Annotated in this window: 14 protein-coding genes; 5 read left to right on the top strand and 9 right to left on the bottom strand. The window is 47.4% G+C overall.

The window, feature by feature from the left end:
• Window positions 1–18: 18 nt before the first annotated feature.
• Window positions 19–2,316, bottom strand: coding sequence for a TonB-dependent receptor (locus tag NQ565_RS08875; RefSeq protein ID WP_005655164.1), 2,298 nt, complete (start codon window positions 2,314–2,316; stop codon window positions 19–21).
• Window positions 2,317–2,346: 30 nt separating this feature from the next.
• Between NQ565_RS08875 and NQ565_RS08870 the strand changes: the two genes are divergently transcribed.
• A complete protein-coding gene (locus NQ565_RS08870; RefSeq protein ID WP_005655163.1) occupies window positions 2,347–2,535 on the top strand; it encodes a hypothetical protein in 189 nt (62 codons plus the stop codon).
• Here the strand turns inward: NQ565_RS08870 and NQ565_RS08865 are convergent.
• Complete coding sequence (locus NQ565_RS08865; RefSeq protein WP_016661247.1) at window positions 2,517–2,858, bottom strand: hypothetical protein; 342 nt, start codon at window positions 2,856–2,858, stop codon at window positions 2,517–2,519. The genes NQ565_RS08870 and NQ565_RS08865 overlap by 19 nt on opposite strands.
• 43 nt (window positions 2,859–2,901) lie before the next feature.
• A complete protein-coding gene (locus NQ565_RS08860; RefSeq protein WP_040315764.1) occupies window positions 2,902–4,647 on the bottom strand; it encodes a bifunctional metallophosphatase/5'-nucleotidase in 1,746 nt (581 codons plus the stop codon).
• Between the two features lie 129 nt (window positions 4,648–4,776).
• Between NQ565_RS08860 and NQ565_RS08855 the strand changes: the two genes are divergently transcribed.
• Window positions 4,777–6,909: a Tex family protein gene (locus NQ565_RS08855; RefSeq protein WP_005655159.1), complete on the top strand. Its 2,133-nt coding sequence runs from the start codon at window positions 4,777–4,779 to the stop codon at window positions 6,907–6,909.
• A gap of 83 nt (window positions 6,910–6,992) precedes the next feature.
• Here NQ565_RS08855 and NQ565_RS08850 read toward each other — a convergent pair whose 3' ends face one another.
• Window positions 6,993–8,039, bottom strand: coding sequence for a leucine-rich repeat domain-containing protein (locus NQ565_RS08850; RefSeq protein ID WP_005655158.1), 1,047 nt, complete (start codon window positions 8,037–8,039; stop codon window positions 6,993–6,995).
• 118 nt (window positions 8,040–8,157) lie between these two features.
• Between NQ565_RS08850 and NQ565_RS08845 the strand changes: the two genes are divergently transcribed.
• Entirely contained in the window at window positions 8,158–9,009 is an 852-nt protein-coding gene (locus NQ565_RS08845) for a CPBP family intramembrane glutamic endopeptidase (protein ID WP_005655157.1), read from the top strand.
• A 263-nt stretch (window positions 9,010–9,272) separates the two neighbouring features.
• Here NQ565_RS08845 and NQ565_RS08840 read toward each other — a convergent pair whose 3' ends face one another.
• The gene (locus tag NQ565_RS08840; protein WP_005655156.1) at window positions 9,273–10,889 is read right to left on the bottom strand and encodes an ABC-F family ATP-binding cassette domain-containing protein; all 1,617 of its coding nucleotides are present in this window, start codon (window positions 10,887–10,889) and stop codon (window positions 9,273–9,275) included.
• Between the two features lie 339 nt (window positions 10,890–11,228).
• Here NQ565_RS08840 and NQ565_RS08835 point away from each other — a divergent pair, with 339 nt between their 5' ends.
• Window positions 11,229–11,849: a nucleotide exchange factor GrpE gene (locus NQ565_RS08835; protein ID WP_005655155.1), complete on the top strand. Its 621-nt coding sequence runs from the start codon at window positions 11,229–11,231 to the stop codon at window positions 11,847–11,849.
• A 13-nt stretch (window positions 11,850–11,862) separates the two neighbouring features.
• A complete protein-coding gene (gene dnaJ, locus NQ565_RS08830; RefSeq protein ID WP_005655154.1) occupies window positions 11,863–13,050 on the top strand; it encodes a molecular chaperone DnaJ in 1,188 nt (395 codons plus the stop codon).
• An 88-nt stretch (window positions 13,051–13,138) separates the two neighbouring features.
• Here dnaJ and NQ565_RS16965 read toward each other — a convergent pair whose 3' ends face one another.
• From NQ565_RS16965 to NQ565_RS08805, 4 genes are all read right to left on the bottom strand, one after another.
• Window positions 13,139–15,850: a cyclically-permuted mutarotase family protein gene (locus NQ565_RS16965; protein ID WP_005655153.1), complete on the bottom strand. Its 2,712-nt coding sequence runs from the start codon at window positions 15,848–15,850 to the stop codon at window positions 13,139–13,141.
• Window positions 15,851–15,982: 132 nt separating this feature from the next.
• Window positions 15,983–17,233: an alpha/beta hydrolase family protein gene (locus tag NQ565_RS08815; protein ID WP_005655152.1), complete on the bottom strand. Its 1,251-nt coding sequence runs from the start codon at window positions 17,231–17,233 to the stop codon at window positions 15,983–15,985.
• A gap of 37 nt (window positions 17,234–17,270) precedes the next feature.
• Complete coding sequence (locus NQ565_RS08810) at window positions 17,271–18,905, bottom strand: sialidase family protein (RefSeq protein WP_005655151.1); 1,635 nt, start codon at window positions 18,903–18,905, stop codon at window positions 17,271–17,273.
• A gap of 310 nt (window positions 18,906–19,215) precedes the next feature.
• Window positions 19,216–21,321: a fimbrillin family protein gene (locus NQ565_RS08805; RefSeq protein WP_005655150.1), complete on the bottom strand. Its 2,106-nt coding sequence runs from the start codon at window positions 21,319–21,321 to the stop codon at window positions 19,216–19,218.
• Between the last annotated feature and the right edge of the window lie 52 nt (window positions 21,322–21,373).

Below are 21,373 nucleotides of genomic sequence, written 5' to 3'. Positions count from 1 at the left end.
AAAATCGTGAATGTTATCCTAATTCATTATTTTAAAGCCGATGAAGAACGTACGCGGCTGCGTGGGACCGTAGAAATAACCGGCATCGCGGAACTCGCCCTTATCCAAGTCTTTCTGGAAGCTGTTGAATATATTCTGCACACCGGTGTTCAGTTGGAACTTGATATGGTCGTGCAGCACGAAGGTATAGTTCAGCTTCAGGTTGAGGTCGAAGAACTGGGGCGTGGTCTCCATGCGGTCTTCCGCGATGTATCCGGCATAGTGCGGTACAATCATCTTGCCCGTATACGTGCCGGAGAGGGAGAAGTCGAAATTCTTCAGCGGAGCGGACGAGAAGGTGAAGTAGCCGTAATAGTCGGGCGTGCGGGGCATGCGCTTGGTGGTCAGGTCCTTGCCGTCCACCTGTGTCCAGACTTCCTCGCGGGTGTAGCGGCTGCGCTGCGCGGTAAAGCCCAACTGGAGCTGCGCTTCCTTGCCGTGGGCAATCTTGGCGTCGAGGTTGGCGCCGTACACGCGGGCGCCGTTGCCGTTGTGGCGTTCCTTGATTACATCGCCCACATCGTTTTTACCGATGTCCTCGAGCACGAATACGTGGCGCAGGTCGGTATAGAAACCCTCTACAAGGATGTTTGCCTGCCAGTGTCCCAGGTGGGCGGTCCAGTCCACCGAGCCGCTGTAACTGTTGGAACGCTCCTCGCGCAGGTTGTCCGCCAGCTTGATTTGCACGCCTTCGCCGCCTACTGCGGTGACGTGCAGGTCTTCATCGTAGGCCTGCGGGGCGCGGAAACCGGTGGAGTACGTCAGGCGCGCCTGGAAGTCCTCGGTAGGCTTATAAAGCAGGTTGACGCGGGGACTGAATATCAGTTTGTCTATCAGGTTGTGCTTGTCCAGGCGGGCGCCGACGAGCATGGTCAGTACGTTCATCTTCCACTCGTTCTGCACGAAGGCGCTGGCGATGCGTACATCCTGCTGCATATCGCGGTGATAGCCCGTCATGACATCGTGCAGGGAGTTGTTCTGATACTCCAGTCCGCCCGTGAAGGTGGCGGGGGCGAAAAGGCAGTTGTTCATGTTGCCCACGTACATGCCGCCTGCCACCCACGTCAGGTCGTCCGTCTTGCCGTAGGCGTTCATGTCCTTCTGTGCACCGTAGTAGCTGTTGCGGTCGGTGTGCTGGATGGAGCCGTACAAGGAGATTTTATGCTTATACTCGCGCCAGAAGAGGTCGTAACTCAATCCGCCGCTGTTAATGATGTGCTTGGTCTGCTCGGTGATGTCCGCCTCGTGGGGCTGAAGATCGAACTTGTTGCCGCCGCGGCGGAACTCGTTGGTGGTGTGATACTCCAGGTTGATACGGCTGAAATGCGTGGGACGGTAGTAGGCGCGGAAGCCGAAGGTGTTCATGTTCAGCTTGCCCAGTTCGGAGAAACCGTCGCCGTCACGGTCGTACGGATTGCGGTTGCGGTAGCTTTCGTAGAGGGCGATGCCGTAGGAGTTGTCTTTGGCCACCAGGGATACGTTCCCACCCATGTACTGCTCCCAGGACTTGCCGTCCATGTTGGAGAACATGCTCGACACCTGGAAGGAGTTGTTAATGGGGTCTTTGGTGATGATATTGATAGTTCCGCCCACAGCATTGGCGCCGAACAGCGCCGAACCGCCGCCGCGTACCACCTCTACCCTCTCGATCATGTTCACCGGTATCTGCTCCAGCCCATATACCCCGCTCAGCGCACTGATGACGGGACGGCTGTTTATCAGGATTTGCGAGTACGGGCCTTCCAGACCGTTGATACGCACCTGGGGGAAACCGCAGTTCTGGCAGTTGTTCTCCACCCGCAGGCCCGACTGGTAGTTGAGTGTCTTGGCAAGGTCGGTGGAGTTCACCATCTCAAAGAGCTTGGCGCTCATCACGTTCACCACCACGGGAGCAGCCTTGCGGCTCACCTCGTTGCGGTTGGCGGACACCACGACCTCATCGGTCATGAAGCTTTCCTCTTCCATCTGGAAATGCACCACCGCCGTAAAGTCCTTGTTTACTTCAATCGCCTTTTCCTGTGTCTTATAGCCTACGGCGGATACGCGCAACGTATATTTGCCCGCCGGCAGGTTCTTGAACTCGAACTGACCTTCTTCATTGGACACTGTTCCCTGTCCGCTGCCTACAATCAAAACGGTGGCATACGGTATATTCTCTTCCGAACCTTTTACAAGAACATGGCCGGAAATCATGTTGCCTTCCCTGATAGGGTTTGCGGCAACGGCTGCGCCGATACCTGCCACAGCAAGCATCAACGCCAATATAATTTGTTTCATTTGAATAATCGCTTTTATTTCAGTTACTTAATGATACCAATTCTGTACCGGTACTTGGTACGGCAAGTACCAAAGGCGGGTACGACGGATACCAAACATTGGTACGGCGAGTACCAAAGATTGGTACATCGAATACCAAGCATCGGTACAACGAATACCCAACGTTGGTATGGAGCATACCAGGCGTTGGTACAACACTATCAAAGGGTAACGGAATAAGGGGGAGCGCGGAGAGAGGGCATCCGACACGCTTTTCCCTTTATGACGGGCGTATCGGTTTCGCTTTCCATCACCTGCAACAGAGAGCGCATCGGGTGTTGCAGCTCGCAGCAGTCCGGCGTGTCCGAACTGAAGTGCGACAGCAGGCCGATGACAATCAGCGAGTCGGTGGAGTGCGAATGCTGGTTATGGAAAGGGTGCGAGTGGGTTATCAGCACCCCGTTGACGTAGTGGACGTGGGTAAACGCCGTTATGCTTGCCTGGTACGCCACGAAGAGCGCCAGCAAGCATAATGCGCATATGGTTCTTTTTATTCCTCTCACGTCTTACGGTTTGTTTCTTGAGTTAGGGACGGCAAAGGTAATACTAATTTCGGTTTGTACCAAACAGAAATTCATAATCGCGCTTGGAAGCGGGAACAGCCCACTCCTCCGGAATGAATTTCCACTGGCCGAGCGCACGCGGCTCGATTACCTTCTTCTGCTCGATGTACTGCATCAGGTAATAGCGCAAATCCTTGTCGGTAGAGCTGATGATGCGTTCCTTCAACTCGTCCTGGGAGATGCCCGCGCCTTTCGTCAGCAGTTCCCCGCCGCCGTTGCCGCGATAGGAGTTCAGGGCTACCGTGTACATCTTGTCCATGTGGAACGGGGTGCCGTCTGCCATGCTGAGGATGGTTACCTTACTGCCGCACGGCTTCGTGACGTCTACCGTGTAGATGATGCCTGCGGCGGAGTCGAAGTTGAAGCTGAAGTTCTTGAAGGCAGCCCTGTCCGCAGCGCCCTCGCGGGGTTGGTCGCGAAGCAGCAGGATGTGGTCGTCGGGCGAAGTCATGCGGTTGGTCCATAGGTCGTAGGACATCTCCAGGGCATCGTGCACTTCCTTGCCCGAAAGTTTCATGGTGTAGAGCATGTTCTCGTACTTGTAGAGGTTGAACATGTCGTACACGTAAATATCCCCTTCCTTAATCTGCGTGTCGTAGGACAAGGGAGCCGCCAATGAAATCTCGGCACCGCTGATGTCCAACTGCAAGGTATGGATGAGGTCGATGAATGCGGAAGAACCGAAATAGGCGGGACGGGTGGAGACCGTCTTCGTGAAGCGTCCGATTCTTTTCGATACGAAATCCTGAATGGTGGCGTACTGCGGCGAGAAACGTTTCATGAATTCACCGCTGATGCCGTAGGGGGCGGTTTCGGTGAGCACGCCGTCAATCTGCTTGTCCGTAACCTTACCGTTGCGCAGGGTCACGGTAATGTCAATGTCGCTCACCACGATGCCGTTGCTGGCGGGGTCCATCACCAGTACGGAGTCGCCTGCCACGTTCTGCACCTTCTTGCATTCGCGGGCGTGGTCGTGGCCCATAAGCACGATGTCGAAGCCCGGAACATTGCGGGCTACGTCCAGCGAGGCATTCTCCCGGTATTTGCCACCCATCAGCAAGGCGTCCTGCCCGGCATGGAACATACCGATTACAATATCGGGACGCTCCTTTTCGCGGATTATCTTCATCCACTTGCGAGCGGTCTCTTCCATGTCGTCAAAACGAAGCCCCCGCCACAGATTCTCGGAGAGCCACACCGGAATGGCGGGCGTTATCATGCCGAGAACGGCAATCTTCACTCCGTCGCGCTCCAGCACCTTGTAGGGCCGGAAGTGGGGTTCGCCCGTAGCGGTATCGATGATGTTGGCACCCAACACCGGAGCACGGCAGTCGCCTGCCCAACGGTCGAAAACGGCACGTCCCGTCTCTACATCGTGGTTGCCCATATTGGCGGCATCATAGCCCATGAAGTTCAGCATATCGGCGGTTACGTGGAGCGATACCGTGTCGATGTAGTTATAGTAATAGGCGGTGGGCTGGCCTTGCAGGATGTCGCCGTTGTCCAGCAGAATCAGGTTGTCCTTATAGGTTTCGCGCGCTTTCTGCACGAATGCGTGCACGCGTGCCAGGCTTCCGGCGGCCTCCCGCTGAAGGATGAAATCGTGGGGATAGAAATTACCGTGGATATCACTGGTCTGTACTATTTTCAGTTTTACTTCTTTATCCTGCGCAGCAACTGCTCCAATCAGCAGGAACATCCACGCAAGACAGCAGGTCAGTCTTTTCATTTCGTTGTTCTGTTAATGTATAAATACCATGTGTAAATAGCGCAAAGATATAATAAAACTCACAAAAAGGCGGTAGGGAAAGATTGTTTTTCGTACTTTTGGCGCTCATTATCAAAAAAAGAAGCTGACATGACACAAATCTTTCACAGCATGATAGCTGCCATTCTCGGCATATCGGAAAAGCAAATCGGGCAGACACTCTCCCTGCTCGACGACGGAGCAACCATCCCGTTCATCAGCCGCTACCGCAAGGAAATGACGGGCGGACTGGACGAAGTGCAGATAGAATCCATCCGTACCCATTACGAAAAACTGAAGGAAACGGCGAAACGGAAGGAGACCATCGTCGCCACCATCCGCGAACAGGGGAAAATGACCCCGGAACTGCAAAAGCGCATTGACGACACGTGGGACAGCACCGCCCTCGAAGACATCTACCTGCCCTACAAGCCCAAACGGAAAACCCGTGCGGAAGCCGCCCGCCAGAAAGGACTCGAACCGCTTGCCACCCTGCTGATGCTCCAGCGCGAGCCTCATCCCGAACAGCGTGCCGCCGCCTTCGTGAAAGGCGATGTAAAGGATGCGGACGATGCCCTGAAAGGTGCGCGCGACATCATAGCCGAACAGGTGAGCGAGAACGAACGCGCCCGCAACATGCTGCGGAATACCTTTGCACGCCAAGCCTTGCTGACCGCCAAAGTGATAAAAGGCAAAGAGGAGGAAGGTGCCAAATACCGGGATTACTTCGACTGTTCGGAGCCCCTGAAGCGATGCAGCTCGCACCGCCTGCTTGCCATCCGCCGCGCCGAAGCGGAGGGTCTGCTCAAAGTGAGCATCAGCCCCAACGACGAAGAGTGCGTGGAACGGCTGGAACGGCAGTTTGTACAGAGCAACAACGCCTGCGGGAAGCAGGTGGCGGAAGCCGTGCAGGATGCCTACAAGCGTCTGTTGAAACCGTCCATCGAGACCGAGTTTGCCGCGCAAAGCAAGGAGCGTGCCGACGATGAAGCCATCCGCGTCTTTGCGGAAAACCTGCGGCAGTTACTGCTGGCATCGCCCCTGGGGCAGAAAAGGGTGATGGGGATAGACCCCGGATTCCGCACCGGATGTAAGGTGGTGTGCCTGGATGCGCAGGGCAACCTGCTGCACAACGAGAATATCTACCCGCATCCGCCGGTGAACCAAAGCAAAGAGGCGTTTGCCAAACTGCAGAAGATGATAGAGGCCTATAAGGTGGAAGCCATCGCCGTGGGCAACGGCACTGCCAGCCGCGAGACGGAAGATTTCCTGAAACGGCAGACGTTCAACCGGGAAGTGCAGATTTTCATTGTCAGCGAGCAGGGTGCATCCATCTACTCCGCTTCCAAGATAGCCAGGGATGAGTTTCCGGAATATGATGTAACGGTGCGCGGCGCCGTATCCATCGCCCGCCGGCTTATGGACCCGCTGGCGGAGCTTGTCAAGATAGACCCGAAGTCCATCGGTGTGGGACAATACCAGCACGACGTAGACCAAAGCAAGCTGAAGAAATCCCTCGACCAGACTGTGGAGAACTGCGTAAACCTGGTCGGCGTAAACCTGAATACGGCAAGCAGCCATCTGCTGACGTATATATCGGGACTTGGTCCTCAACTGGCGCAGAACATCGTGAACTACCGCGCCGAGAACGGAGCATTCGCATCGCGCAAGGAGCTGATGAAAGTTCCGCGCATGGGTGCAAAGGCTTTTGAGCAATGTGCCGGCTTCCTGCGCATACCGGATGCCAGGAATCCGCTGGACAACACGGCGGTGCATCCCGAAAGCTACCACATCGTGGAGCAGATGGCAAAGGACCTGGGATGCAGCGTGGCCGAACTGATTGCCGACAAAGAATTGCGCCGGAAGATACAGCCGGAACGCTACCTCTCTCCCACCGTCGGAATGCCGACCTTGAAGGATATCCTGCAAGAGCTGGAGAAGCCGGGGCGTGACCCGCGCGGGCCTATCAAAGTGTTCGAATTCGATAAGAACGTGCGTACAATCGATGATTTGCGCATAGGCATGGAACTGCCGGGCATCGTGGGGAATATCACCAACTTCGGCGCTTTCGTCGATATAGGTATCAAGGAAAACGGCTTGATACACCTCTCCCAGCTTGCGCAGAAGTATGTATCAAACCCTAATGAGATTGTATCCATCCATCAGCAGGTACGCGTAAAGGTGCTCAGTGTAGATACCGAACGGAAACGTATACAACTGACGATGATTGGGGTTAGCGGTTAGCGATTAGGGGTTAGTGATTAGGGATTAGTGCCTTGCGGTGTGAGTGCGCAGCCTGCTAATCACTAATCGCTAATCACTAACCCCTAATCCCTATATATCAGCTTGTCCTTGTCATTGCCGAAAAGGTTATCGCCCAAAGTTGTAATCTTATCGCCGGTGGCAAGGACATGACGAAGATTGTCGCATCCCATGAATGCACCGTACTCTATGGCAGTTACACCGGAAGGAAGTTCCAAGGTGCCGCACAACCGTCCGCATCCGCTGAACGCACGCTGGCCGATGCTCTTCAAGCCATGGGGCAGTTTGATATTGAGCAGGTATTTCTTTTGGGTAAACGTGTATTCGGGGATAGTTGTGGCATTGCACTTGGACAAATCCACGCTCACCAGATTGGGCATGTAGTTGCGTATCAACGTAAAGTCCGCCTCGTCCATCTTACCTTCTACCGTAAGGAAGTTCACATCTTTGGGCTGTATGCCCGCACGAAGCAGTTCGCTGGCAAGGCTGCCCATGGTGGCTATCTGCACCAAAGCTCCTACCGGTTCGCCCTCTATGAAAGCGAATGTCTCCCACCGCTTGCCGCGACGATAGGAATCGCTGCTACCCAGAGGGACGAATATCGCCGTTACACTGTCCGCCAGAGCTTCGGGCAACAGGTTGGGGGGAGTTTTCTTACGTATGCGGCAAATCTTCAGGTTGGTGCATCCCTTGAATGCACCGTCTTCGATGTTCTTGGTCTTGTCGGAAAGGATTACCTCCGTCAAGGATGTTTTTCCGGCAAAAGTGCTGTCGCCAAGCTGCTTGCAGAAAGCATAGGACGGGATGCAATTGGCGGGATAGATGTAAAAGCGGTCGGGATGCGTACCGTTCTTTCCGGCGTACATGCTGATGGATGCATTGGAGATGTCCAGTATTTGCAGTTTCTTGAATTCATCGCGCAGGTGGCGGAAATCCACTGCATTCAGCTTGCCTTGCAGGACAAGGTGGGTAATCTCGTTCGCTTCTTCTTCGGTGAGCATTTCCACCAAAGTACCGGGTTTGGCAACGGTATATCTCCTGGAAGTCTGGGCGGAGACGTTCGATATCATAATGCCCAGTCCGGCTACTAAAAGTATCTTTTTCAGGTTCATGTTTTGTGTCAGATTGATTTAATTTTCAAATATAAGAAGAAAGCGCCAACCGTGAATAATGATTTCTCTTTTTATTGCTATTTTTGTCGGATATTAATTAACCGAACTTATTTTTCTCATGGAAACCATCGGAAATGAATCCAAAGCCAAACGTTTTGGAAAAGCGGCAATCGACATTGTTTCATTCGCCGCGCTTGCCGTCATCATCATTACAATAATAAGCGTCCCTTTCGCAACCGTATTGCTGAAGTTAGGAAAGGAAGAGGCCGATACGATGTCCTATTTCATATTGAGCGAGACGCTGATGCTGGCAGGCGTATTCCTTTCCGCATGGATAGTATGGCATTTACGCGGCTTTTCACTGGAAGGGCTCGGACGCTCTTTAACGATGCGTTGGAAGGACTGGCTGTCGGGAATACTGCTGGCAACCGTTCTTTATGCGGTAGGGTTTGGCATATCCTTGTGGGCAGGTGCGGTAGAGATTGCAGGAGTGACATTCAATCCTTCTTCCTTACTGATGAGCCTTGTATTCTTCCTGCTGGTAGCCGTGACAGAGGAATTGGCATTGCGGGGATTTGTATTGGAACGCCTGCTGCAAAGCGGGGTGAATAAGTTTTGTGCCTTGTTCCTCTCCGCCGCCCTGTTCTCCTTGATTCATATAGGCAATCCGAACTTCGACTTTCTGTCTTTTATCAACATACTTCTGGCAGGCATCCTTTTAGGCTCATCCTATATATACACACGCAACCTCTGCTTCCCGATAGCTCTACACTGGTTCTGGAACTGGATACAAGGCCCGGTATTAGGCTATGAGGTCAGTGGAAATAAATTCTGCAACGGCTTGCTGGCCCTTCGGCTGCCCGAAGCCAATCTGATAAACGGCGGCGCTTTCGGCTTTGAAGGCTCCGTACTCTGTACGGTACTGATGGTAGTGGGAACAGGATTGATTTTAAAAATACACGGAAAATAGGGGTTAGTGATTAGCGGTTAGTGTTTAGGGACGGGAGTGGGATGTAATTTGAGGATTTCTTTTAGGCACGGAATTACACGGATTTCACGGAAAAAAGAATAAGGGGTAATGTTACCAAAAGCAACTTGGTAATATTACCCCTAATAAAATAAATCCGTGTAATATGCGCCTAATAAAGCAACAAATAAGGGAATGCTACTGAAAATAACAAACGCTTTTTTGTTTTGACACGCTATTAATCACTAATCACTAATCGCTAATCATTATTTATTGTACATTTTTGTTCTCAGCTCCTTGATGTGGTCGGAAGTGATGTATTCATCATACTCCATCATCTTGTCGATGATGCCGTTCGGGGTCAGTTCGATGATACGGTTTGCCACTGTCTGGATGAACTCGTGGTCGTGAGACGAGAACAGGATGTTTCCTTTATAGGTCTTCAGGTTATTGTTGAATGCCTGGATGGATTCCAGGTCAAGGTGGTTGGTCGGCGTATCCAGAATGAGACAGTTGGCATTACGCAACTGCATGCGCGCAATCATACAACGCATCTTCTCGCCACCCGACAGTACGCTTGCTTTCTTCAGCACCTCTTCGCCGGAGAAAAGCATACGGCCGAGGAAACTCTTCATATATACCTCATTGCCCTCGCCAAACTGGCTCAACCAGTCTACCAGATTCAAATCCGTATTAAAGAAAGCGGTGTTGTCCAACGGCAGATAAGCGGTGGTAATCGTAACACCCCAGTTGAAAGTTCCCGCATCCGGCTTCATATTTCCGTTGATAATCTCGAACAAAGCGGTCATGGCACGCGGATCGTGTGAAAGGAACACGATTTTATCCCCTTTCTCCACATTGAAGTTCACATCACGGAACAGCACCGTGCCGTCTTCCAGCGTTTTCGTCAGTCCGGCTACTTCAAGAATCTGATTGCCCGGTTCGCGTTCGGGAGTGAAGATGATGCCCGGGTACTTACGTGACGACGGTTTGATTTCTTCCACATTCAGCTTCTCCAGCATCTTCTTACGGCTGGTAGTCTGCTTGCTCTTCGCCACATTGGCGCTAAAACGGCGGATAAACTCTTCCAGTTCTTTCTTCTTCTCCTCGGCTTTAGCCTTCTGGTTCTGCTGTTGGCGGAGAGCAAGCTGGCTGGACTCGTACCAGAAGCTGTAGTTTCCGGCAAAGAGGTTAATCTTTCCGTAGTCGATGTCCACGGTATGCGTACAAACGGAGTCGAGGAAGTGACGGTCGTGGCTCACTACCAGAACGGTATGTTCAAAATTGGCAAGATAGTCCTCCAGCCAGGTTACGGTTTCCATGTCCAAGTCATTGGTAGGCTCGTCCAGCAGCAGGTTATCCGGATTGCCATACAAAGCCTGCGCCAGCATGACACGTACTTTTTCCTTGTTGTTCAGCTCGCCCATCAGCACATAATGCTTGTCTTCCTTGATGCCCAGTCCGCTCAATAAGGCGGCAGCATCGCTTTCTGCATTCCAACCGTCGAGTTCGGCGAATTTCTCTTCCAGTTCGGATACCTTCAGACCGTCTTCGTCCGTGAAGTCCTCTTTGGCATAGAGTTCTTCGCGCTGTTTCATAATGTCCCACAGCACGGTGTGCCCCATCATCACGGTATCCATCACCGTATAAGCATCCCACTTGAAGTGGTCCTGGCTCAATACGGACAGGCGCTCGCCCGGTCCCAGCATGATAGACCCCGTTGTCGGGTCCAAATCGCCCGAAATAGTACGCAGGAAAGTAGACTTTCCGGCACCGTTGGCACCGATTATACCATAACAATTACCACTTGTAAACTTCAGGTTTACATCATTAAACAACACTCTTTTACCAAATTGAACCGATACGTTCGAGACTGTAATCATCTTTATATTTACTGTTTTATTATGTACTACTTACAATTTAATACCTATAACTCTGCAAATTGCGGGTACAAAGATACGAAATAATACGGTAAAACAGCTTACAACGAGTTAACTTATTGCATGATATGAAGTTAACCCGATACATACAACAAAGGTAACTGACTGCAACCTATCGAGTTAACTTACTGTCCGCACAAGGTTAGCGCTCTATTTATAGCACATTACGCTGTCAATCTGACATAAAAATATTACCTTTGCAGCGTTTTTGGCAAAAGCCGTCAATTTGGCAAAGTTTTTGCTATTAAAACCGTATCATATTAACTTAAACCCTTAACAACAATGAAAGCAAAATCATTTTACAAGAATAACAAGCATAACAATATGGACTCTAAAGAAAAAGAAAACATCAACGAAGAAGAGTTAAAAGCACAAGACGCTCAAGACGAAACTTGTGAAGAAACAACAGAGAAAGAAGAAGAAGTTGCCCTGACAGAGGAAGAAAAACTCACTCAGGAACTGCAAAAGGCCAACGCTGAGATTGAAGACCAGAAAGACAAGTACCTGCGTCTCTCTGCCGAGTTCGACAACTACCGTAAACGTACAATGAAAGAAAAAGCCGAACTTATCCTGAATGGCGGAGAAAAGAGCATCAGCAGCATTCTTCCTATCGTGGACGACTTTGAACGCGCCCTGAAAAACATGGAGACCGCCACCGATGTAGCTGCCGTAAAAGAAGGTGTGGAGCTTATCTACAACAAGTTTATGACAGTATTGGGTCAGAACGGTGTCAAAGTAATCGAAACCAAAGAACAGCCGCTTGACACAGACTACCACGAAGCCATTGCCGTAATCCCGGCTCCCGACGAAGCTTTGAAAGGTAAAATTCTGGACTGCGTACAAACCGGTTACACGCTAAACGACAAAGTAATCCGCCATGCCAAGGTAGTGGTTGGAGAATAACATACACAGTTATATGGAAAAAAGAGATTATTACGAAGTACTGGAAGTCGAAAAAACAGCATCGGTAGAAGAGATAAAGAAAGCCTATCGTAAGAAAGCTATCCAGTATCACCCCGATAAAAACCCCGGTGACAAGGTAGCCGAGGAGAAGTTTAAAGAAGCGGCAGAAGCATACGATGTATTAAGCAATCCGGACAAGCGTGCCCGTTACGACCAATTCGGCCATGCCGGAATGAGTGGCGCTGCCGGCAACGGCGGACCGTTCGGCGGTTTCAGCGGTGGCATGTCCATGGACGACATATTCTCCATGTTCGGCGATATATTCGGTGGACACAGCGGTGGCTTTGGCGGCGGTTTCAGTGGTTTCGGCGGATTCGGCGGCGGTGGCGGTGGCGCGCAACAGCAACGCCGTTATCGCGGCTCGGACTTGCGCGTTAAGGTGAAGCTGAACCTCAAGGAGATTTCTACCGGAGTAGAGAAGAAATTCAAACTGAAAAAGTATGTACCCTGCAGCCACTGTCACGGAACCGGTGCAGAAGGAGACGGCGGTGCGGAAACCTGCCCTACCTGTAAGGGCAGCGGTACGGTAATCCGCAACCAGCAGACCATCCTCGGCACAATGCAGACGCGTACCACTTGTCCTACCTGTGGTGGCGAAGGCAAGGTCATCAAGAATAAATGTAAGGAATGTGCAGGCGAAGGTATCGTTTACGGCGAAGAAGTCGTTACCGTGAAAATTCCTGCCGGTGTAGCCGAAGGCATGCAGCTCTCCATGAGCGGCAAAGGCAATGCGGGCAAACACAACGGCGTACCGGGCGACCTGCTGATTCTCATAGAGGAAGAGCAGGACAAGGAACTGATTCGCGATGAGAATGATTTGATTTACAACCTGTTGCTCAGTTTCCCGACAGCCGCATTGGGCGGTGCGGTAGAAATACCCACCATTGACGGCAAGGTTAAGGTAAAAATCGAATCGGGTACACAGCCGGGTAAGGTTCTCCGCCTGCGCGGCAAAGGACTGCCTAACGTAAACGGATACGGAACCGGAGACCTGCTGGTGAATGTCAGCGTATATGTGCCCGAAACACTGAACAAGGAAGAGAAAAAAGCGCTGGAAGAAATGGAAAGGTCGGATAACTTCAAGCCGAATACTTCTATCAAGGAGAAGATTTTCAAGAAGTTCAAGAGTTTGTTTGATTAATACTAAAGTTACATCTCTATAAAACAGAAATCTCTATAAAGCATCGTTCTTTATAGGGATTTCTGCTGATAAAGTTCCCGTTTACACCTTACTTTTTAATTGTAATACAAGTAATTTCTGGAGTACGGACCCCCGGTTTTAATTCTCCATTGATACAAAAAATATTTTCTCCGCATACCACCAACGCAGCACCTGCACGAGCAACATCCGGTATACAAGCTATTGTTTGCCACTCCCGTAAGCGTACATCATAAACAAGAACCCGTTTATTAAAACGATACCATTCCACCGGATGAGTCAAATAATCAGCAGCCGGTTTTTGAAGTGCACGCAAAAAAATGTCTTTATCAACACCTCCCATACAAATAATCAGATTTTTATCCCAAGCAGTCGCCACGCCACCGCTTAAAGAGACCTTTTCACCTACCTCATCCATTACCTCAGGTAATGGTGTCCAAGTATTAGCAGCCGGTGAATACACATATCCATCAACCGAAAGAGAAGCATCACGTTCTTCCGTTGGTGCAGCAAAGCCACTCCATAGGTAGAAACATAATTGTCCATCAGCATCCAGTTGTGCAGCGCTTACCGGTTGTACCCGAGGAACACCCGGAAAGGCTGGAAGCTCCTGCCAGCCTTGAGACAATTGCTCCAAATCGAGGCAATAAAAAGCATTGGACGCCTTACCATCTTTATTTCCACCGGCAACATAGAGTTTATTTTCCAGTAAAGCACCTGTCATATTATCCAGCGTACAAGGTAACGAAGGCAATGTTTCTACAACAGCTTTCTCATTAGCCACACGTATGCGATAAGTTGTAGACAGAGCCGCCTGTTCATTCATCCCCCCTACACATATTATTCCATCTGCGGTAGATACAGAAACTCCATAGGCCATTGCTTGCGGTAACTGTCCTGCTCTCTGCCAAACCAATACAGAGTCCTTCGACAGTTCTGCTGTATAAATATCGCGATAGTATTTCTTAGAGCCGCCGGCATGAACCGGTATTTTAGGAAAATTACAGCCGCCGGCAATCAATAACTTACCTGCCGCTATTCCTGCATAGCAAGCTGAAACACCTTTAGCAAAATTTTCATTTTCCTGCGGGAATCCCTGCATTTGACTGACTTTATCAATAATAACGCATGCAGCAGATGCAGCTACACGAAAAGTTGAAGCCGGCAATCCCATCTTATTCACCAGATTAGCACGAGTAAACGGTTGCCATCCATAGCGAATGAAACGGGGATTCTTAATATTGGTATTATACACTTTCAGACAGTTATCCTCAACGATAGCAGTAGCAGGCTCATAAAAGCCCTCTTCCTCTGCCACTTCAAACGCACACAAAGGGGCTCCATCAACACTACGCAAACCATCGCCGTAATCGAACGAAACATATACAGCACCATCTCTGAATTCTGCACTGCGAAACAACGGACCTGAAGGAAGTACATTTTCATACCCATAAGTACGGTTCAGTGCCCAATACCCCAAGCGCTCGCCAATCGGTTTCTTATTGATAGGATGTACATCCAATGAATCTCCCTGATCGCTGGATACAACCATTCCCGTATTAGGAATACTTTTCATCAATCTTCGCTGACTATCACGGAACCAAGTCCATGACGGACGGTCTATGCTTGACAGTTGCACATAATAAAAAGGCAGATTCGGTTGTTCCCAATTGGAGCGCCAACTATCAATCAACAGTTTAAAAAGTTTCTCATGCGCTTCCTTGTTATGAGTATTCGATTCTCCTTGATACCAAATAACTCCTTTCAGCGGGTATTTACTCAAAGGGAGAATACCGGATTCAAACAGAAAACAAGGTTCGTAAGGATGACGTTGCTGCTTGTTGGTAGAATGTTTTATGTTCAAAGCAGCTCTTTTACGAACCCAGTCTTGAATAAAATCATTCTTTGTCCAATCATACAGGATATCCGGAAACTCACAATCCAATGTATGGCGATCTATCCATGCTTCCGTAGGTGAACCACCGACAGCATTACATATCAAGCCTACCGGTACATTCAGACTATCGCGAAGCATCTTGCCAAAGTAGTAAGCCACAGCAGAAAAAGAAGCTGCTGTAGCGGAAGTACAAGATTTCCAAACAGTAGATTTATAATAGTGCAAATGATTCAAAGAGTCTAACACAGATGCATTCCATGCTACCGCATTCGTACGCCAACGCGCTTTCATATCAAACAGCCGAAGTTTGTCGTCATTCGCTTCCGGAATATCTGTTTGCGCAGTGGCTGCCTGCTTCAACATAAACTCCATATTTGATTGTCCGGAACATAACCAGACTTCACCAACCAATACATTTTTGCATGATAAAGTCTGTTTTCCTACAGATATGGATAATGTATAAGGTCCGCCCGCCTGCAAAGGCGTAAGTAGCACAAACCAACGACCATTATTGTCTACACGGGCAGTAGCCTTCTGCTGGGCGATACTTACTGAAACCAGCTCACCGACATTCGCTTTCCCGTGTATCTTCAATGGAACATCACGTTGCAACACCATATTATCGGTATACAAGTCTGATACTTGCAAACGGGTAGAATACGACTCTGCCTCCCGATTTTCTATTCTTGCACCATAAGTAATACCATTTTCCATACAAGTCACTTTCACTTTCTTTTGTGCCCAAAGGCAAGTATAGCAAAACAAACTTAAGAATAAAAATACTTTTTTCATTTCTGTATAATATAATGTTTTACGTTCTCTACCCATTTCAAAATAACCTTTTCCAAGTAAATGCAACCCGTCATTCGTATAATCAATATTCATTTTTCCGGTTGCAAATAAAACGTTGAAAATTTATTCAGCTGAGCATTGGCAGTTACTGTAACTATCAGCACTGCAATGAATAAATAACTAATAGTATTTTCTTCATGACTAAAATATAATTAGTAATTTCAGTTATTCTTTCAAATGTTTTTTCAGCCAGGGAATGACTAGCTCCGATTTAAAATAATGGTCAGGCGCATCTACATTCACCATATTAAAATACTCATCCCTACTTAATCCTTCGGGCAGTTTATCAATCTTTTTGCGCTTTTGCGGATCAGCAAATTTAGGATAATGGTAAATTTCCACATTAGATGGATAACCAGATATTTCGTAAGCCTTACGAATTATATTGAAGTCGCGGTCTAATCCGCCTTCCGTCAGGATGACAGGACGCGGAGCCAACGAGGCTACAATATCCGGAAAGTTAAACTTGCGCCAGAAATTAGGAATCAAGTGCCGGATTGAGTTGGGAAAGATACGGGTTCCATTCTTATCGGGAGCGGTCATCACCAAAGCTCTTTCCTGAGTTTGACACAGAAAATCATTGTAGACAAAAGCGTATATAGAGGGATCCAGTACCCCCAAAACCATTAATGGTTCCGTACCCAAAGAAAATCCACTGACCACAATACGGTCTTTACGGATATAAGGCCGCGACTTCATCCACTCAAGTACCTGCATATCCAGATAAGCCGCATATCCCAAGTAACTCCATCCCATTTCCAGCAAGAAACGGGAAAACAAGTCATAGTTATAGTTTCTGCCTCGGACATACCGTTCCAGATCAGCCGCCTCACCAGCTGCCGGATTATCTACAGCCACTGCAATATATCCGGCTTTGACTAAATTTTGTGCCATAGTCACTTTAGGGTTACGATAATCGTCATTGAACTTAGCTGCCACCCCTGGTTCGCCGGCTAATCCTTCTTTAGAGCCGCCCGAACCCGGAATACATAAAATGGCAGGCGACGGTTTCACCAAACTATCCGGTATTAGTACCAGAAATGTGGATACGCATTCGGATAAAGGATAATACTCCCACTTTTCAAGCCGATAGCCGTTACGCTGTACTGTATGAATACACTTGGGAACCGGAGGGTTATCCTGTTGTTTCGGAAAATTCATAATCTCCTGCATAGACTTACGAACTTTCTTCTGCCATTTGGCAAATTCCCTTTTACTCATGTCCGGACAAAAAGCACACTCCGGTTCTATATCAGACAACATGGAATGCACCACACCATAAGAACTAAGGAAGCGTCCGTCGTCACGGTCAGAGCGAATCTCTTTATGCTCATTAGGTGACCATTCCGTCACTTGGGCTGTAATCAAGGCACACCAGCATAGAAGCAAACCTATTATTACATTTCTCTTTTTCATCTCTTCATAAATTTAAAGTTTTACAACGACCTCACACTTATTTCACAATATCCTTCAGCATCACTGCCTGAAAAGTCATCTGAGCAACACTACTCTCGTACAATATGCCAACGGTTTCTTTGTCAATCATTGTCAGGCACGAATATCCCCAGTTATTGTCTTCATCCAACAATAACTGATGTTGCGGCAGCCAAGTTACACCGCCATCCAAACTAACTTTAATGGTAGTGCTGTGACGTCCTTTCGTCGTATTAGGATTGGAAAATATCAATATGTCTTTATCCAATATGTTGTCTTTAGCTTTCACACTGATGAGGCTTGCCATGCAAACGGGTTCCTGAAGCGCACTACGTGAAGATACATGTTCCATCCAAGTCTGCCCTAAATCTTTTGTCGTTGCTACGGCACGGCTTCCTTTACGGTTATCGCGCATGTTCAGCATCAGTATTCCCGGTTCAACTTCAGCAACTTGTGCTTCCGTTGTATTGGTACGAGCACAATTATGCATTTTCCAAGTTTCCCCACCGTCTTTACTATACATGATTCCTGCATTGGGTACACGAGTAGAATCTATAAACTGAGTAGGAAAAACCAATGTACCATCATCCATCGTAATACCCCTTCCAGGACCTTGTAGCAAGAAATACCAAGAAGGGTCTTTTACTTGTTCGGTTATATTGATTGGAGCAGACCATGTTTTACCATCGTCTATACTTTTAGTCACTACTAATTGGGCGGTATGGTTTAAATCCATTCCCGGATGCGAACTCCACCATGCACGCTGATTACCCATTCCATGAGTCCATGCAGCTACAATCCATATGGTATTAGTCTTGGTATCTACCAAAATAGAGGGATCACCCACCCCATTCTGTGCAGCAGGTAGCCCGTCATATTCACCAAAAGCAAGGGGCAGACGCATCTTCTCCCATGTTTGCCCGCCATCTGTACTGCGACTCAAACCTACATCTACATGTTCCTGCAAGTCTGCGCTATTGTTATACCGGACGTCATATACTCCCAGCAGGGTTCCTTTATTGGTAGTTACCAATCCCGGAATGCGATAAGCTGTCGATGCATCATCACCGGCATGACGTACTCCAACACCTACACGATGCTTAATACCTTTTGGCGATACCACTTGTAGAGAAGCTTTATTATTATCCAGATTTACAGATACTACTTCTGCAGAGATCTTAGTAGTCAAAGAAGCTGAAGATTTCATTTGCAAGCTAACCCAAAAGAAATTTACGCCGGGAAACAGTCTTTGATTTCCTACCAGTTTTATTTCATTCTTTACAGGTTTCGTTACTTTCGATTTTAAAATAGAATAAGATGGATTAGTAGCCAGAGTCTTTCCCGGTGAAGTAAAAGACAGATAGGATACAGGAGCAAAACGTTTTTTACCGTAATCTTGCAAAGCTTCCGTTCCACTATAATAGAGTTTTACAGACTGAATATCCTGTATAGGAGTATTTCCCGTAAACTTTAAAACTACGTCATTGAATATCTGTGCTGTATTAGCTTCCAAACGTATATAGAAAAGAATGTTATCCTGTCGTTCCAAAAGAACCGGAATCTGTGCTTCCTTCACGAACACGGTATCGGAAGCTTGCAGATTTCCAAACAATGTAATACTATAAAGCAGGAATAAGAATCGAAGTTTTTTCATGGTCAATATGTTCTTTTATTATTCGGCATAATACCGACGCTTATGATATAAATATAAATGCAATGTTATGTCTTATTTGTTCCTCAAACTGAAACTGTCAGTTCCAACAAGTGAAACTTTTAGTACCAACAAATTAAACCATTAGTTTTTTACCGGTGAAACTATTTTTTCCTTATAGGATAAAAGAAAAGCTGCCTCAAGACTCTTTTTGCCATGTCTTATTCAAAAGCTATTGGCAAAGCTAATGAAAAGATTTTATTACAGCAATTCCTGAGTGTTGAGGCAGACTCATCTTTCTAAAGACTAATAGCTATTTGGTATCTTTCATGCAACGAACAGGATAACCAAATGTTTTAGCCTGTGATCTTAATGGGAAGAAATTCGCCTTATCGTACATTAAAGAAGAACCATTTTTTGAAGTTATTATGCCATTACTCCAAGACTGTCCTCTATTAGCAGGGTTCTTTATTATCGGTCCTGAAGATGCATTATTTAAATAGCCTGTATTCGGATAGATAGGAGTAGAACCGACACTAAAAGTTCCACCGCCATTAGCTATAACTTCTGTCATTGTACCAGATGCAAGATTCACTTCTACAGCACCTGTAGAATATTTACCTCCTCCTGGAACACTAACAAATCCAGTCCATACATAAGCATGGGGTACACGATAACCCGGTGGACATGGATCATAAATAGTTTTATGCCCTGTATCATTTGTAGGTGCATCTTTTGATGTCAAAGCAGGATTACCCCACAAATCATTACCACCATCCTTAAGCCAATTTTCAGCTCCTGTACCGATATAGCACATGGGATATTTAGCAATATCAACCAATTCGATTGGAGTTCCTGTATATGACCAACTGCTATTATTTCCCTCAACAAACCCAATAAAGGATGGTATCATATTATTCTCTTTATCGTAAGTTGTCATAAAGGTGGTTGAAGCCATAGCACTATTGTCTCTTTCTGGAAATGGATCCTTGCGTCCCCATTGATAACGCATACCTTGCGCGCTGTTATCATTATTTGTAGACCAGCATGTAGCAGAAAGTGCACCCAGATTTCTATCCATCATCATAGGATTAATCAATTTATCATAGCTATTAAAATCACTATGAATTGTATACGTTTCTACCTTGGAATTTAAATCCACATCTGTAATCCAAATATGCCAACTCCAAACAATAGTTCCTGCATCATTATATGCTGCAATTACAGCATTACCTGGTACTAATGGAGTATTATCAGAGCCATTCAAAGTAAAATAAATGTAGTTATTCTTCAATTTTACACCAGAAAGCAAACTTCTTTCACTTTGCCATAAAATTGAAGCAGAAACGGGTACCAACGGAGAAGGAATTATACCTGGAGCAACACCCAAACTACTATCATAATTTGTAGTTTCCGGAGTTACTGCTCCATTACCCATAACCGTAGCATTAAAACGATATTCTTGTCCAGCCTTTCCTACTATGTAGCAGTTTGCGGTTTCATTTGCACTCAAGTCAATAGAAGCATCACCCAATTCTGTTTCAGTTAGTGTATCCATATCTACTTCCAGTGTATTAAATTCACCAGCAAGAATCTTCATAGAAGAAAGGTTACCCGTCAAGCTTAAGTCATTATCTTCTCCAGCTTTTTCTATCACTATCGTTACCTTACATTGTTTTGCCGACAAGTCCAAAGGATTTATAGACATATATCCATGAAAGGCTTCATTCAGCACTAATTCCGGAGCATTATCCACTTTCACCTGTACTTTAGAAGAACCTTCGGCAATAGCAAACTGACCTGTTGTCAAGTCGAACTTATACTCACCTGCCAAAGGAGCCCCCTCTTCTGTAGAGAATTCAATGGACTTTACTTTCCAACCTGCATACTTGGCTGCTGTTTTACAACTGATATCCATATATCCTAATGCATGCTTGAAAGTCATAGGTACAGCTGTTTCTACTTCGGCAGAAGTAGTCGTGGCATAAGTCAAAGCACTATTCATCAAATGAGTATTAGTAACACCCGACTGCAATTGTGAATTACTTAATGTTCCGGCAATAGCTTTTGCAGAAGTATTATTCTTGTTATACGGTGCATATACATAGAAAGTATGCTCACCCACCTCTTTATTCCACACTACCTGTGTGTAGAACAAACCTTCAGTCTTCCCTACAAAAGGAGCCGCAAGACCAACAGCCAAATTAACGGTTTCTGTTTGTTCACAAAAGAGACCAATCTTGCTGTCTGCCGCCCAAATTACCTTATTGTTTTCATCCAGCTGTGACTGACAATTAAAGAAAATCTGATTTCCTCCTGCCGGACGTGTAAAGTCATTTGTATAGTCATCGTCACTGCATGCAGTTGTAAAAAGCCCTGCGCAGAGTCCTAAGACCAGAAATGTATATTGTTTTTTCATCTTTTTATGATTTAGTATTTCTAATGAATTATAATAAACTCACTTTTCACCC

This window comes from Bacteroides stercoris ATCC 43183, assembly GCF_025147325.1.
In the GTDB taxonomy this organism is placed as follows: Bacteria; Bacteroidota; Bacteroidia; order Bacteroidales; family Bacteroidaceae; genus Bacteroides; species Bacteroides stercoris.
The sequence above is the reverse complement of the archived record's forward strand: the minus strand, read 5'-3'. Positions and strand labels throughout refer to the sequence as shown.